The organism is Bacillus sp. FF-1, from assembly GCF_028548245.1.
GTDB classification, from domain to species: Bacteria; Bacillota; Bacilli; order Bacillales; family Bacillaceae_G; genus Bacillus_A; species Bacillus_A paranthracis.
Genome location: NZ_JAQQGG010000005.1, coordinates 284,066 through 298,768, shown reverse-complemented (window position 1 = coordinate 298,768; position 14,703 = coordinate 284,066). Strand labels below are relative to the sequence as shown.

The window sequence follows — 14,703 nt, the reverse complement described above, 5'->3', positions numbered from 1 at the left end:
CCTTTGTATTATATTGACCAACTGGTCAGTCTAATACATAATATAACTGACTGATTGGTCAGCCGTCAATGAAAAGGGATGGTATAATACATTCATAATAAGATGCGAGATTAAATTTAGGAGAGACATGATATGAAAGAAAAAGAGCGCTTAATTATAGAGATGGCTATGAAGTTATTTGCGACTAAGGGTGTAAATGCGACATCAGTGCAGGAAATTGTGACAGCTTGTGGCATATCTAAGGGAGCCTTTTATTTATACTTTAAATCAAAAGAGGAACTTTTATTAGCGACACTTCGATATTACTATGACAAGATTCAAAACAAAATGATGGATATTGAAAAAGAGTCGTTATTGCCACGTGAAAAATTTGCAAAACAATTGCATTGCCAGTTTAATGATATACAAAAGCATAAAGAATTTATTATTATGCATGCAAGGGAAAATGCGATTCCTTTTAATAAAGAAGTAGAAGAATTTATGATGCGGATGAAGTTAGAGTCGCACGCATTTTATCGGAATAGTTTACTGTCTATTTATGGTGATAAGGTTATGCCATATTTATTAGATTTAGTCATTATGGTAGAAGGCATATGCCGGGGATATTTAGAACTAATTATTTTACAAGCGCCAGAAATAGACTTATCTTACGTCTCGGCTTTTATTTTGAAAAGAGTGGATCATTTAGTAGATGGATTGGTAAAATCTTCAGAAGAACCTGTGTTACATGAAGAAAGGCTTGGAGAATTTCTTTGTAAATCAGAGCTTATTAAGGAGCAGGTTAAGGAACATTTTTTAAAAGAAATTATTGTGTTTAAACGTACTTTAGCGGATCAATTAGAAGATGAGGAATTGCTTGTTACATTAGATGTTTTGGAGGCAGAAATGAGGATGCAAAATCCAAGAATTCCGGTTATCCAAGGGATGTTGTTCAATTTAGAGGCATATCCAACTTTAAAAGAATTCCGTTTGAGGCTTATGGGCTATTACAATATAAAAAGGTAACAATGATAGTTTTCATTGTTACCTTTTTATTATTTAGGTCTTTCATCTGAATTCACTAGCTTAGAAGTATCGAAATTCCGTATTTCATTAGAGAAGTTAGTTAATCTTTGTTCGTAATCTCGTTTATTAGTAATCGGTTCAGTTGTAGCTAATTGTTTTACAATCCAATCATTTATATATCTGTAATAATGCGTTTGGTCAGACATATAATTAGAAAGATTATACGTAACTTCTTTTTGATCTTGGAAATCATAGAGTTTTACATTTTTTAGTTGTGCTAATTTAGTGTATACTTCTTTTTTAAATAACATATTTTCCTTAGTATGCTTTGAGTCGTTTTTATCCATAACTACGTGATATGTTACTGGATATGGCGCATAGAAAAATGTAAACTGTACTTCCGGGTTTTGTTTTACAAATTCAATAATATTAGAATCAAAAGATTTAAGCATTTGTTCATGATACCAACCATCGCTGATTGATTGATGAGGTGTTCCGTCAACAACCCTTTTAGCTATATCTACTGAGAAATTTGGCTCGTCATCTCCAAATTTGTATAGCCAGTGGGGATCCTGTGGAGATTTTGTTGGATCTAGTTTTAACTTCATATTCTGCAATGCTATTTTTCGAGAATACGGGCTAATTAAATATTGGATATCATTCAACTTATTTGTATCATACATGTAAGTTGGAAATGGTGAAGCACCTTCTGATACCCATTCAGGTTTTCCAGAGAATGAATATAAATTAAGCTCCCAAATAATATTTTTAACAGTTTTTGAATGCGTAGCTAACTGGGCTGTCATATTTTGTTCCCTAGCTGTTGAACCTGGAAGAGAGCCATTAAAGCTGGTAGTATGAAGTAATTTATTAGCGTCAGGTTCAAGGAAGTTTCTTCCCATAGAAGTTCCTACAAATAAGGTATCATAATCCATATGTTTAATAAGTCCAGGCATTTGATAGCGTTCAGTAGCATAAAAATAATCGTTCTTCTTAAATTTATATACATACAATGGGTCAAGCTTATAAACAATAGAGCAAACTATTCCAGATAAAATGAAAAGGAATATAATAAACCAACATATAAAACGTTTATACATATTTTTCACCTACGGTTATTAGAAATTAAAGTATAAGAATGAACTTACACGATTTAAATACATCAAAGAAAGTATAAACATGCTAGCTAATGCAAGAGCATAAATCGGTTTTGGACGGAAAGATTCTAATTTTTCTATAGAATTTTTTGTGAATAATACAATAGCGAGTCCAATTGCTAGGTATAAAATAGTTTGGAAGTTAAAATGATCACCAGTCACTTGGAACGGGAATAAATTACAAATTGAATAAATTAAATTATCCATTATAGACACACCAGTTAATGTTTCTGGACGGAATTGAATAAGTGCTGTTTGGATGTGTAAGTAATTTACGTTGAACATGCGATTTAACATAGTTAATGCATCTTCTACAGAAGTAGCTCTGAAGAACACCCATGTTACATGTACAAATCCCATTGTTAAAATCCAAGCAATAAATTTAGGCATTTTTCCACCTAAGTTTTTAAATAATCGATGTATTACAATAGCTAATCCGTGTAAAACGCCCCAAATAACAAACGTCCATCCAGCGCCATGCCAAATTCCACTTATAAGAAAAATTGTAAATAAATTTAAATAAGTACGAATTTGCCCTTTTCGACTCCCACCCAATGGAATATATACATATTGGGTGAAAAATCGTCCTAATGTCATATGCCAACGTCTCCAAAAATCTTGAATACTTAAAGATTTATAAGGAGAGAAGAAGTTAATTGGTAGTATAATGTTGAATAACAACGCTGCACCTATTGCCATATCACAATATCCACTAAAATCAAAATACAGTTGTAATGTATACGCAAGTGATGAAACCCATGCATCGGTCGTAGATAGTTGATTTACATTGCTAAAGCCAAAATCAGCCCATTGTGCTAGTGAATCAGCAATTACTACTTTTTTAGTAAGACCAATTCCGAATATGTAAAGTCCTTTTGTAATGTTTTCAATATTCGGCCTTCTTTTAGATTCATCTTGAAATTGAGGGAGGACCTTACTATGATGGACAATGGGTCCTGCAATAAGTTGCGGGAAAAACGTTACGAACAAGCAAAAATCAATAAAATTAAACTTTGTTAATTCCCTCTTATAACAATCTACTAAAAAACCTATCTTTTGGAAGGTAATAAAACTAATGCCTAAAGGCAGTAATAACTTTAATAAAGGTACATCAGTTCCAAATAGGGTATTTATATTATCTAAGAAGAAATCAGAGTATTTAAAGTATCCCAGTAATGAGATGTTAAATACTAAACCAACTATTAAAAATACTTTTCGGGTTTTTTGATTGATTTTTTGTATAATTTGTTGGCCTATAAATGCGTTTGTAAATAATGAAACTCCTATTAGCAATAGGTATTTCACCTCAAAATATGCATAAAAGTAAAGGGACATACCTACTAAAAAAAGTTTCGCGAAATTTTTGTTAACTTTTTGCAATAGGAAATATCCAATTACTGCTATAGGCAAGAATAAAAGCATAAATTCAAAAGAATTAAAAAGCATAATATAGCCCCCAGCATTAATAAAATCTTACTCTATAAAAAACGTGACAACAGAGCAAGATGTTGTCACGCAAAGTATAGTATAGCATAAAATATGGATGAAAATCTTATATCTATTAATTTTTATTTTGAGACCATTCTTCTACATTCCAAACTTTTGTAATCCAATCTTCATAGAAGTCTGGTTCGTGACATACAAGGAGGATTGTTCCTTTATATGCTTTCATAGCCTTCTTAAGTTCTGCTTTTGCTGTCACATCAAGATGGTTTGTCGGCTCATCAAATAGTAGCCAGTTACTTTCTTCACCCATTAGTTTACATAAACGAACTTTTGCTTGTTCTCCACCACTTAATTGACTTAACGGGCGAGAAATATGTTCATTTTTTAATCCACATTTTGCTAACATCGCACGAATTTGATGCTGGTCTAAGCCAGGGAATGTATTCCATACATCATCAATTGGTGTTATATTGTCAGCTTTAACCTCTTGCTCAAAGTATGCAGGCTCTAAGAAGTCCCCAAGGCTTGTTTTACCGCTTAGAGGTTTAATTTTACCTAAGATTGTTTTTAGTAACGTTGATTTACCAACACCATTACATCCAACGATAGCAATTTTTTCACCGCGTTCAATTGTCATTGATAGCTTTGGTAGTAGTGGATGTGTATATCCAATTTCTACATTTTCACCTTCAAAGACGAAGCGACTACTTGCACGACTTTCTTTAAATGAGAATTCAGGTTTAATTGCTGTTTCTGGGCGATCAATAAGTTCCATGCGATCAAGTTGTTTTTGACGACTCTTTGCACGACCTGTTGTTGAATAACGGGCTTTGTTCTTTGCAATGAAATCTTCTTGCTTTTTGATAAACTCGCGCTGTTTTTCATAAGCGTTTATATGTTGATTTTTATTGATTTCTGCTAGTTCTAGGAATTTTTCATATGTCGCTGTATAGCGTGTCATTTTTGTGAATTCTAGATGGAAAATAACATCAACACATTTGTTCATAAATTCCGTATCATGAGAAATTAATAAGAATGCATGTGGGTATTCTTTTAAATAATTTGTTAACCAATGAATATGTTCAACGTCTAAATAGTTAGTAGGTTCATCAAGTAATAACACTTCTGGTTGTTCAAGTAATAGCTTTGCAAGCAATACTTTTGTACGTTGTCCACCGCTTAGTGCTGAAACATCACGATCTAAACCAATTGCATCAATTCCAAGACCACGTGCAGCCTCTTCAATTTTCATATCTAGTAAATAGAAACCACCTGCTTCAAGTGCATCTTGTATTTCTGCCATTTGCTCAAGAAGTTCTTCTAGCTCTTCTGGTGTAGCAGTTCCCATTTTTTCTGTAACTTCATTTAAAGCTTTTTCCTTTTCGAATAACGGTAAAAATGCATCCGCTAGTACGTCACGAATTGTACGTCCAGGCGTTAAAACAGTATGCTGATCTAAGTAACCGTAATGTGTGCCCGGTGTCCATTCTACACGACCTTGGTCATGAATAAGCTGACCAGTAATGATATTCATGAATGTTGATTTACCAACACCGTTTGCACCAACTAATCCAACGTGCTCACCTGCTAGTAATCGCATAGATACATCTTTAAATAATGTACGATCGCCAAATGTATGTCCTAATTTTTCAACTGTTAATAAGCTCATAGTATCCTCCGTCCAACTTGAAATAGTACCTTGAATCATGATACTAAATTCTGTGATATAATGCTATTATTTCAAAAAGGTACATTATTCATTTTCCGGATTTTTATAGATGAAATACAGAAAATCGGATGGATTATTATGTTTTTATATGTATATTATTGGGTATTTTTTAATTTAAATGAACAAATGATAATTAAGGTATAAATATGTTGAAGTTAATTAGGTTACTGTATAATTTGTAGAGGTACTATATTTAATAGGGGAACCTGCTATACTAAGTGAAGAGAAATATGAAATATACACTAGAAAAAATAAAAAATTATATTAGTGCTTTACCGGATATCGTTATATATGTGGAAAATAGACATATCTGGTTTAAATGGAAAGGTGAGTCTAAAGTATATATTATATAATATGAAACAATTTTAAATTCTTTTTTATGGAGGTCAACAATGCCAAAAATTACGGTACTAATGCCTGTATATAATGGTGAAAAATATTTAAGAGAGTCTGTTGATAGTATTTTGAACCAAACTTTTACAGATTTTGAATTATTAATTATAAACGATGGATCAACAGATAGTAGTATGGAGATTTTGAATTCCTATAGTGATTCACGAATAAGAATAGTGACAAATGAAGTGAATTTAAGGTTGATTAAGACATTAAATAAGGGAATTGATTTAGCAACAGGGGAATATATTGCTAGGATGGATTGTGATGATATAGCAGATCCAAAACGTTTAGAAATTCAATTGCAGTATATGGAGAAGCATCCTGATGTTGCAGTTTGTGGAACGGGTGTTAAAGTTATAGGTCAGAATCGAAAACCGTGGCAAATTTCAGGTTCTTCGGAATTAATTAGAAATTGTTTATATGTTCGAAGCTGTATGATTCATCCATCTGTGATGATGCGCACGGAATTTTTAAAAGAACACAATATTTATTATGATTTGAATTACTTACATGCTGAAGATTATGAGTTGTTCCAGAGATTAAGTGAGAAGTATAAAGTAATTAACTTAGAGGAGCCACTATTGAATTATCGTTGGTCAGAAACAAGTGTAAGTAGTCTTAATGCCTCCGATCAAGAGGTTATGGCCGCAAAGATTTCTACAGAGGCTTTATCTCGTATTGGAATTGAATTTAATCGCGTACCATTTGCAAGGGGTACATTAACGAAAGAAGAATTATTAGAAGTAAAACGCCAATTAGAAGAACAATATCATAAGGCTAACAAAGAGGATGAAAATATTAAGCAAATATTCCAATTTCTATGGCTTGATATGATTCTTAAAGGAACGAAGCATGGTTTATGGAATATAAAAATGTTATTTTCCCCTAAATTTTGTTCTATTTTATTGATGGATAAAGGTCTCCTGACACGTATAATTGCGAAGAGTTTACTGAAGAAGTAATTGGAATCAACTCAATGTTGAAATATTATAATGAGAACAGTTTTTATAAGTTTAAAAATAAGAAAAGAGACGTGCTATTCAAAAGTGAATGGTACGTCTCTTTTTATTACGTCTTTAAGATTTTTTAAATTTAGATGTTAACTTAGAAAGAGCCATGAATAAGATTTCATCTTTTGTCAGGAATAGCAATAGAGTATATGCAAGTCCATTTGTGACAACTAATGCTAGAAATAAAGGAATTGTTCCTGACACGTATAGTTGAACTACATAAGAAATTGGAAAGAATGTAAGGGAATAGAATAAATATTTAAAGTTGGCCATCGTAAATAGGTGATAGTTTACCTTTAAAGATTTTTTGATATAAAAATATATATACACAACAAGTAATAGCGTTGCAATTGTTGTTGTCAAAGTTGCTGTCGTTGGTGTAAATAAATTGATCTTTAGCAGTATTACTTTAAGTATAATATTTATAACCCCAAATACTAATAGCGCACGTACCAATATATGTTCTTTACGTTTAATGTACATAATTTGATTTCCAAGAATGGATTGGATACCTAATATAACCATGTAAACAGAAAAAATAGCCAATGTAGGTCCAGCAGCAGCATATTGTGCGCCGCCATAGATTACAACAATTAAATTCGAGACAATGATAATTCCTATAGCTGCTGGGAATAAGGTGATGAAATAAAGTTGAGATATTGTATTTAATAATTTATCATATGCTGTTTCATCATCACCTTCGGATAAGTAAGAAAGCCTTGGTAAGGTTACTTGTATAACGCTTAACATGAGTAAGTTAATAATAGACATAATTTGAAAAGCCATTACATAGAAAGAAACATATTTTTCGCCTACGTATTCTCCAAGGAAGAAGCGATCCAAGTGAGTATAAAGTATATGCGCATTTGAGAAGATGGCGATTAATAATAATGGTTTTAAATGTTTTTTGATAGTAATATTTGAAAAATCGAATTTTACAGTGCGTCTTATATATATATAACTAATAATATTATTTAAGAAATTAGAAAGTACTAATAGTCCTGTAAATTGATAAAAATCTTGAGCAGTTTGTACAAAGATAAAAAGCATTACGACATAAATTAATTTTACAATGATGGTCTTTAATGTAATAAAGTCGAAATTTTCGTAGGCTTCATTTAGCCACTCTACATAAAAAATATTTGCAATAAAGTTAAATCCAAATATGAGGAGGATATAAAATAAACCTTTTTCCGCATATCCGAAGTAACTAAATAGTAAATATGCTCCAAATGTTAATAAATTCGTGAAGATACTTAATATAAATAAACTAGTAAATAATTGTTCAGATTTCTTTTTATTATCCTTAATGGCACTAATTTCTCTTAATCCATATTGATGGATGCCAAATACAGCAAAAATGAAGAAGTAAGTAAAAATTGTTTCAGAGAAGTTCACTTTCCCCATCGAAGAGGCACCTAGTGTACGATAAGCATAGGGGCCAACAAGAATTGGAAGTATGACATTGAAAATGTTTAATAAAATTTTGTATATAATATTTTTAGCAATTGATTTTTGCATAATAGAACCCTTCTAAATATATTTTTAATTTTGTAATGCACCAAAATATTTATTCTAAAATTTTAAAAGTAAGAACAAGAACATCTGTATAAGTTTACCGCATATAAACTTTGTAAATCAACTTTTTATATTATTTATAATGTGTATAAAAGATAGTTATTCTGTTTGGAGCTGTATACTTGGAATAATAGGTAGCCTATTATGGGAGGTTTTGATTAAGAAATATAATTATTGATTATTTATATCGCTATATGGAGTAACTCCTATAGATTTAACAATTATTTTTTCGCTTTCTGTATCATCCAAATATTGTTTCACTACTTGGATTTTTTCTGTTGAAGAAAATTGAGCCATAAAAAATGCACTCCACTTGTTAGAATATGTCTAACAAGTGGAGTGCCCTTCAACTCTTAATATGAAAGTAAGAGGCTTTTGTATTAAGAATTGAAATGATAGGTTAATCTTTGTCTGGCTCAGTTGCATGTAGTTTTTGCTTTAGTAACGCATAATCTTGCGTTAATGTTACAAGTTGATGATGTTGTTTAGAAATTTTTCTTGTTAGATCAAAAATTAAGATGAAACAGAATAATAATCCAAATAAAAATAAAATGGAAGGGGGATATTCTACTTTTAGTAGTTTTCCAATCCAGTTTATAATTTTATCGGTAGAACTTAAAATAGCCATTGCAATACAAACAAAAATCCACAAAACAGCATATTTCGTTTCTAAAGTTCCGCGACGAATAGAATTAATAATTAATAATAATAATAATAAAATAAAGATGAATGAAAAGGTAATTATAGGCATTTATTATCAACCTTTCACGATTTTTTGCATCAATATAGCAAGACTTACCTTAATCATGTAATATGCAGATTTAAAAGGTGTGATAGAAGATTGTCCACCTTGTCGCTCTTGCATATTTACAGATATTTCATTAATGCGAAGTTTTTTCTTTTTTAAATGAATAAGAACTTCTGGTTCTGGATAATCTTTTGGATAATTGTGTGCAAAAATTGTAATTACTTCTCGATTGATAGCACGATATCCAGAAGTTGGATCCATAAATGTTTGTTTTGTTAGTACTTTCAATAGGGCAGTAAAATAAAAAATACCGATTCTTCTGGAAATACTACCTTTATATGCTGTTTTTTCTGTAAAACGTGACCCTAGTACCATATCGCATTCATCTTCAGCGATAGGCTTTATAATTTTATATAAATCATCTGGGTTATGTTGTCCATCAGCATCGAACTGAATCGCAATATCATATCCATTCTCATATGCGTATTTATATCCAGTTTGTACAGCTGAGCCAATACCTAGATTATATGGTAAATTCACAAGGTGAACAGGAAATTCTTTTACGATTTGAGCTGTTTTATCGTGTGATCCATCATTAATAACGCAAATGCTTAATCCAGTAAAATGCTGTTTTAGTTTTAATAATCTTGTTAATGTATCTGCAATTGCCTCTTCCTCGTTATACGCTGGAATAATAATTAACGTTTTTGGTATTGAAATTGGTACTTCAATAGTCATTACCGCACCATCCCTTATATACTTAATCATATTATGGTTATTTTTAAACGAACTTTCTTTAATATACCATTAACAGTATAACAAAATAAAGGAAAAGCTGGTGCATGATTTAAGAGGACAGATTGAGAATAAAAGGATAAGGGGGAATATTTTGCATAAAAAATACATGCAAGGAAGAAAGAACCTATGCATGTATATGGAAGAGTATCGTATTAAATATTCCAAGGTTTATTTAAAGTTAAAACCTCAGCCATTTCTTTACTTTTTAAACGTCCTTTTTTTCTATTTTCCGCGCGTTCTGAACCGGTTGTGTGTAACCAATGTTCTTCTTCAGTTTCAGGAAGTACTTGTGGTACGGACGAAGGTTTTCCATCTTTTATTGCCACAAATGTAATGAAGCAAGTGGCAGCAATTCTACGCTCGCCTGCTAATAAATTTTCTGCGATTACCTTTACGAAAACTTCCATTGAAGATTTCCCTGTATAACATACAAATGCTTCATAACAAACAGAATCAGCTTGGTGAATTGGAGTTAAAAAATCAACTGAATCAATAGATGCTGTTACGCAATGTTTACGACTATGTCTTGCAGCCGCAATTGAAGCAATACTATCAATTTCTGCTAATAATTTCCCTCCAAAAAGTGTTTGGTGATTATTTAAATCGTTAGGAAAAACACGTGTTGTTTTAATTGCTTTTGATTCTCGCATGAATTTCTTTTCCATATATTCAGCCCCTATAGTCTGTTTTCAATCAGAATAATATGTGTAAGTGGATTACTCATATTAGATATTTAATAAAGTAAAGCGTATTCCAAAAGAGGATTATTTAAACTTCTGTATTTGTATTCATGTAACTGAAAGAAAATTTATTTTATCTAAAATGTAGTGTAAAAGAGGATTCGCTTACATTGCAAGTAAAAAGTAATGACTATGTATTTGTCATAGAAATTCCCTATCAGCCGTGTACCCATTCATGATAGAATCGTTTTGTTATGAATGGAAATAGAGGTGCAATGGACATATGAATCATATACAAACAAATTTTTCATCTTTCTTCAATAAAATTACGATTGGTGCGATGCTCGCATTTTTTGTTTATAGTTGTTGGACAGCATTTGAGACAAGTAAGCAATTTTTTGGAGGAAGTACAACAAGTGTAACAATCATATTGGCAATTTTCGTCATACTCATTTTGTTAGTGGCAACAATTCTACAATATCGTTTTACAGACAAACAATTTCTTATTTTTCTTATAAGTATATCTATAGTTGTGAGGCTTAGTATGCTGTTATTTGTAGACGCTCCAATAATTGGTGATATGAAAATGATGTATGAGTCTGCAAAGGAGATTGCAATTGGTAATAATATAGGGACTATAACTCATTTGCCGTTTATTATATATGAGTCAGTAATTATTCGTATATTTGGTGATACATTATTTGCTTTACAACTATTTAATGTGTTATTTTGCGCAGGAACTGCATTTTTTATTTATCGTATTGCGGCAATGGTTTTTGGAGAAGAATGCGGTCGTATTGCTTCCACATTTTATGCTCTGTATATTCCAAATATATTCATGAGTTCCGTATTAACTCCTGAGTCACTTGCAATATTTTTATTTTATTTTGCTTGTTACATACTTTTATATAAAGGATTAGATCATCCTTATATGTGGGTGTTTTCAGCGATTTTATTTGCATGTAGTAATATGATTTTCCCAATGGGATTATTTCTTCCTATTTTTATCACGATATATGTATTATTAATTGAAGCGCTTCAATCAGCAACGAAACAAAAAGTGTTACTAAAGACGATAGGGATACTTATTCTGTTTTATAGTGCTCATTTTAGTGTGAATTATGGAATTAAGACAATGGGACTGTCACAATATACGATTTCGAATGAGACGTATGTTCAATCTGTCTTAATTGGAAAAGCGCAACGTGAGGAAAAAGTATCGAAAAATCAAAGTGTAACAGAGCATATTGATCAGAAGTTAAAAGAGATTGAGGGAGAAAGATTTAAACTTTTAGAACCGGTGATAAATCAGTTTTCAGATGAGGGGATAAATTCTACTCTTTTCAAATGTGAAAAACTGATATATATAGCGGTAACATTGTTTATGACTATAGCTCTATTACACTTTCTTATTAAGAAACAACAAAATGAGGGATATATGTTGTTCTTATTGTTAATTAGCGGATACGTATTGTTAAAGCTCTTCCAAGTCGATATGGCATATTATAATCTTATTGTGCCAGCATTGTTTATTTTGCAAAGCTTTGGTGTTTATATGAGTTATGTGTATTGTCAAAAAATATTTTTCAGAAAATAAAAAGAATCCAGTTTGGATTCTTTTTTTATGGATAGAAGATGAAAGCTAAGAGTCAGCAGGGATAAAATATCTCTACTGACATAAACTTCACTCTATCGATTTAATTCCAGTTGTAAACTATCGGCTGTTAGAGCCATTTTTGAGGAATCGTCTTGAATTCCTTTCATTACTTGTGAAATGGTTTCTAACTCATTCTCAATTTTTTTATTCTGTTCTTTCGAGTTAGACATGTCTTTTACGATTTCTTGGAAGTATTGATCCGTTGCAGACATACTATCAGTTCCTTCAGATACGAGAGAGCTAATTTGTTTCACGGAAGAAGAGACACGAACAATCTGTTCATTTGTTTTTTCAACGAGCTTTGTAACGTTAAATATAGATTCTTTCGTTTGCTCTGATAACTTTCTAATTTCTCCAGCTACAACAGAAAAGCCTTTGCCAAATTCCCCAGCACGCGCAGATTCAATTGCAGCGTTTAGTGCGAGTAAATTTGTTTGCTCGGCAATTGATTTTACAATATCTATAATTTCGTTAATTTTGTTAGAAATATCGAGAAGTTCATGTGTATCTGTAATAATCGTTTCCATGTTCGTTTGAATGTATTCCATTCGTTTATTTTGCTCATTTAATTGTTCTTTACCTTTATTTGCTTTTTCTTCTGATGTTGTAGCTAATGACGTACCTGTTTTAGCAATTTCTACAATCGTTTCAGATTTAGCGGTTAACTGCTGAATAGAAGCGCTTGTTTTTTCAGATACAGATGCTAGTTCTGTTGCAATGTGCGTAATGGTCATAGCTGTTATTTCTTTTTCTTTTTCAAGTTCTTTTTGCATTCTTTCATATTCAGATTCATAAGACGCAATAACGAGTTCTTGTTCAAGAGTAAGTAATTTGTTTATTACGTTTATAGAATAAGAAAAATCGTCAATTGTTGTAATTTTCGTTTTTAAAATCTTCATGATAGAGCGGAATAATTCTTGATAAGCGGCAGTATACCATTTTCTATGTAACCCAATTTGTACATGTCTTTTTGCAATTCTAACACGTTGTTCAATAAAGTCTTCATGCATATCTCCACTAAATAATTCTTTTATATGTGTTTTTAAAGTTTGCTTTAGTTTTGGAATAGAGCTATAACGTTCGATAATCGTAATTAAATTAGGCTGTTTTGTAATATTGGAATAGAATTTTTCAGTAATCCAATCAATTTCTTCATAAATAAAAGGCTGTAGTACCTTTACGATTTGTAAATCTTCTTTTGAAATATGTAGCATATCCATTTGAATTTTCAGTTCAGAATTAGTAGGAACGTTAAAAGTGATTTGTTGATTCTTACTTAATTCAAGTATACTTACGTTTGTTTTATTGTTATGTTTTTTAAAAACCCCAAGCATCGTTCTTCCCCCTGTTTGTAAAGCGTTTTCATTTTTGGTTCTAATATAATTATATATTTTTATATACAATTACTCTATGTTAGTGTGTAGAATAGTATATAAATTAAGAGAATTCCATATAGAATTCTCTTAATGACCTTTATTAATTTTAGCATGTGTTTTAAAGAAAACTGGGAAATGTACATTATATATGACAGTGACAACACGAATAATGAATGTTACTAATAAACAAACATAGAAAGCCAATACGTGTGCCCCCATTGCATATGTGATTAGGAAACTAATTGCCCCTAAAATAGAAGCGATGGCGTAAATTTCTTTTCGGAAGACGTAGGGGATATCTTGAGCGCAAATGTCACGCAAAATACCGCCTCCAATACCTGTAATAACTCCCATTGAAACAACTAAAAATGAGGCGTCAACATGATGTGACATTGCCGCATTTGCACCAATAGCTGTAAAAACGCCTAAGCCAACAGCGTCAGAAAGCATAATAACAACTTGAAGTTTATTGATACGCTCAAAAAACATACAAGTAAATAATGCTGATAATACGCTTACGAAAAAGTAAATGGGTTTAACAAATGCGACGGGAGGCAGGTTACCGATCATAATATCACGAATAATACCGCCGCCGAGCGCAGTAGCTACAGCTAAACAAAGGACACCGAATAAATCTAAATCTTTTTTTAAACCAACTAATGTACCAGAAATGGCAGCGGCGATAATGCCAAGAAACGTAAATATATCGATTAATAACATGGCCTTAATCCCTTCCTCTTAAAGATGTTCCAGAGAAAAAATATACACTAAAGTATTGGAAATAACAATTACTTTTCGCTACATGTAGAAAAACGGATAAAATACATAAAGAAAGCGTTTGAAAATGTTTGGAAAATAGCTATAAAGTAATTTGAAAAAGATATGAAAAGATTAATTTTACATTTTTTTGGTGTTACCCACTTGGTAAAATGTTACAATGGTAGGTATGTTGTTTACATCTGTATAAAATGATAAAAAAATATGTATATACTGACAAAAATAAGGGGATGGTTGTTAGATAGCTTTTGTAAAAATAAGGAGTATAGCGAAAGAACAGTAATTTCTATTACTGATTAATACTTGTCCTGGCTAGTTTTAGCTGGAAAAATAGTTCTCGATTTGA

General features: G+C 31.4%; 13 protein-coding genes and 1 pseudogene. 3 read left to right on the top strand and 11 right to left on the bottom strand.

Going from position 1 to position 14,703, the window contains the following annotated elements; translation table 11 throughout:
* The first annotated feature begins 132 nt into the window (after positions 1–132).
* Positions 133–1,005 carry a TetR/AcrR family transcriptional regulator gene (locus PQF83_RS18870; protein WP_000659619.1) on the top strand — a complete coding sequence of 291 codons (873 nt, stop codon included), beginning with the start codon at positions 133–135 and terminating at the stop codon, positions 1,003–1,005.
* A 29-nt stretch (positions 1,006–1,034) separates the two neighbouring features.
* On the opposite strand, the gene PQF83_RS18865 is transcribed toward PQF83_RS18870, so the two are convergent.
* The 3 genes from PQF83_RS18865 to PQF83_RS18855 form a co-directional block, all read right to left on the bottom strand.
* Positions 1,035–2,105: a hypothetical protein gene (locus PQF83_RS18865; RefSeq protein ID WP_000278073.1), complete on the bottom strand. Its 1,071-nt coding sequence runs from the start codon at positions 2,103–2,105 to the stop codon at positions 1,035–1,037.
* 18 nt (positions 2,106–2,123) lie between these two features.
* Positions 2,124–3,608: an MBOAT family O-acyltransferase gene (locus tag PQF83_RS18860; RefSeq protein ID WP_000898526.1), complete on the bottom strand. Its 1,485-nt coding sequence runs from the start codon at positions 3,606–3,608 to the stop codon at positions 2,124–2,126.
* Positions 3,609–3,723: 115 nt separating this feature from the next.
* On the bottom strand, positions 3,724–5,277 hold the full coding sequence (locus PQF83_RS18855; protein ID WP_000055411.1) for an ABC-F family ATP-binding cassette domain-containing protein: 1,554 nt from the start codon (positions 5,275–5,277) through the stop codon (positions 3,724–3,726).
* Between the two features lie 452 nt (positions 5,278–5,729).
* On the opposite strand from PQF83_RS18855, the gene PQF83_RS18850 reads away from it, so the two are divergent.
* Positions 5,730–6,695 carry a glycosyltransferase family 2 protein gene (locus PQF83_RS18850; RefSeq protein ID WP_001124449.1) on the top strand — a complete coding sequence of 322 codons (966 nt, stop codon included), beginning with the start codon at positions 5,730–5,732 and terminating at the stop codon, positions 6,693–6,695.
* 114 nt (positions 6,696–6,809) lie between these two features.
* Here PQF83_RS18850 and PQF83_RS18845 read toward each other — a convergent pair whose 3' ends face one another.
* The 5 genes from PQF83_RS18845 to PQF83_RS18825 all read right to left on the bottom strand — a co-directional run bounded on the left by PQF83_RS18845 (position 6,810) and on the right by PQF83_RS18825 (position 10,532).
* Positions 6,810–8,264, bottom strand: a complete 1,455-nt coding sequence (locus tag PQF83_RS18845) for an oligosaccharide flippase family protein (RefSeq protein WP_001172390.1) — start codon at positions 8,262–8,264, stop codon at positions 6,810–6,812.
* 228 nt (positions 8,265–8,492) lie between these two features.
* Entirely contained in the window at positions 8,493–8,618 is a 126-nt protein-coding gene (locus tag PQF83_RS18840) for a hypothetical protein (RefSeq protein ID WP_000046732.1), read from the bottom strand.
* Positions 8,619–8,721: 103 nt separating this feature from the next.
* Complete coding sequence (locus PQF83_RS18835) at positions 8,722–9,072, bottom strand: DUF2304 domain-containing protein (RefSeq protein ID WP_001121772.1); 351 nt, start codon at positions 9,070–9,072, stop codon at positions 8,722–8,724.
* 6 nt (positions 9,073–9,078) lie between these two features.
* Positions 9,079–9,807, bottom strand: a complete 729-nt coding sequence (locus tag PQF83_RS18830) for a glycosyltransferase family 2 protein (RefSeq protein WP_000151538.1) — start codon at positions 9,805–9,807, stop codon at positions 9,079–9,081.
* A 212-nt stretch (positions 9,808–10,019) separates the two neighbouring features.
* Entirely contained in the window at positions 10,020–10,532 is a 513-nt protein-coding gene (locus PQF83_RS18825) for an acyl-CoA thioesterase (RefSeq protein ID WP_000412121.1), read from the bottom strand.
* Positions 10,533–10,830: 298 nt separating this feature from the next.
* On the opposite strand from PQF83_RS18825, the gene PQF83_RS18820 reads away from it, so the two are divergent.
* Positions 10,831–12,144 carry an ArnT family glycosyltransferase gene (locus PQF83_RS18820; RefSeq protein WP_001015645.1) on the top strand — a complete coding sequence of 438 codons (1,314 nt, stop codon included), beginning with the start codon at positions 10,831–10,833 and terminating at the stop codon, positions 12,142–12,144.
* A 92-nt stretch (positions 12,145–12,236) separates the two neighbouring features.
* On the opposite strand, the gene PQF83_RS28595 is transcribed toward PQF83_RS18820, so the two are convergent.
* From PQF83_RS28595 to PQF83_RS18810, 3 genes and pseudogenes are all read right to left on the bottom strand, one after another.
* Positions 12,237–13,043: a methyl-accepting chemotaxis protein gene (locus PQF83_RS28595; RefSeq protein WP_369805093.1), complete on the bottom strand. Its 807-nt coding sequence runs from the start codon at positions 13,041–13,043 to the stop codon at positions 12,237–12,239.
* Positions 13,041–13,418 (bottom strand): annotated as a pseudogene (locus PQF83_RS28590) (protoglobin family protein); the annotation flags it as partial. The pseudogene PQF83_RS28590 and the gene PQF83_RS28595, both read right to left, overlap by 3 nt.
* A gap of 249 nt (positions 13,419–13,667) precedes the next feature.
* Positions 13,668–14,300 (bottom strand): trimeric intracellular cation channel family protein, encoded by a 633-nt coding sequence (locus PQF83_RS18810; RefSeq protein WP_000924376.1) that lies wholly within the window; start codon positions 14,298–14,300, stop codon positions 13,668–13,670.
* Positions 14,301–14,703 lie beyond the last annotated feature (403 nt).

What these genes read in the sequence shown, in the direction of transcription:
- PQF83_RS18830 (WP_000151538.1), bottom strand. Translation starts at nt 9,807, where the DNA reads ATGACTATTGAAGTACCAATTTCAATACCAAAAACGTTAATTATTATT.
- PQF83_RS18840 (WP_000046732.1), bottom strand. Translation starts at nt 8,618, where the DNA reads ATGGCTCAATTTTCTTCAACAGAAAAAATCCAAGTAGTGAAACAATAT.
- PQF83_RS18870 (WP_000659619.1), top strand. Translation starts at nt 133, where the DNA reads ATGAAAGAAAAAGAGCGCTTAATTATAGAGATGGCTATGAAGTTATTT.
- PQF83_RS18845 (WP_001172390.1), bottom strand. Translation starts at nt 8,264, where the DNA reads ATGCAAAAATCAATTGCTAAAAATATTATATACAAAATTTTATTAAAC.
- PQF83_RS18855 (WP_000055411.1), bottom strand. Translation starts at nt 5,277, where the DNA reads ATGAGCTTATTAACAGTTGAAAAATTAGGACATACATTTGGCGATCGT.
- PQF83_RS18860 (WP_000898526.1), bottom strand. Translation starts at nt 3,608, where the DNA reads ATGCTTTTTAATTCTTTTGAATTTATGCTTTTATTCTTGCCTATAGCA.
- PQF83_RS18850 (WP_001124449.1), top strand. Translation starts at nt 5,730, where the DNA reads ATGCCAAAAATTACGGTACTAATGCCTGTATATAATGGTGAAAAATAT.
- PQF83_RS18825 (WP_000412121.1), bottom strand. Translation starts at nt 10,532, where the DNA reads ATGGAAAAGAAATTCATGCGAGAATCAAAAGCAATTAAAACAACACGT.
- PQF83_RS18810 (WP_000924376.1), bottom strand. Translation starts at nt 14,300, where the DNA reads ATGTTATTAATCGATATATTTACGTTTCTTGGCATTATCGCCGCTGCC.
- PQF83_RS18835 (WP_001121772.1), bottom strand. Translation starts at nt 9,072, where the DNA reads ATGCCTATAATTACCTTTTCATTCATCTTTATTTTATTATTATTATTA.
- PQF83_RS18865 (WP_000278073.1), bottom strand. Translation starts at nt 2,105, where the DNA reads ATGTATAAACGTTTTATATGTTGGTTTATTATATTCCTTTTCATTTTA.
- PQF83_RS18820 (WP_001015645.1), top strand. Translation starts at nt 10,831, where the DNA reads ATGAATCATATACAAACAAATTTTTCATCTTTCTTCAATAAAATTACG.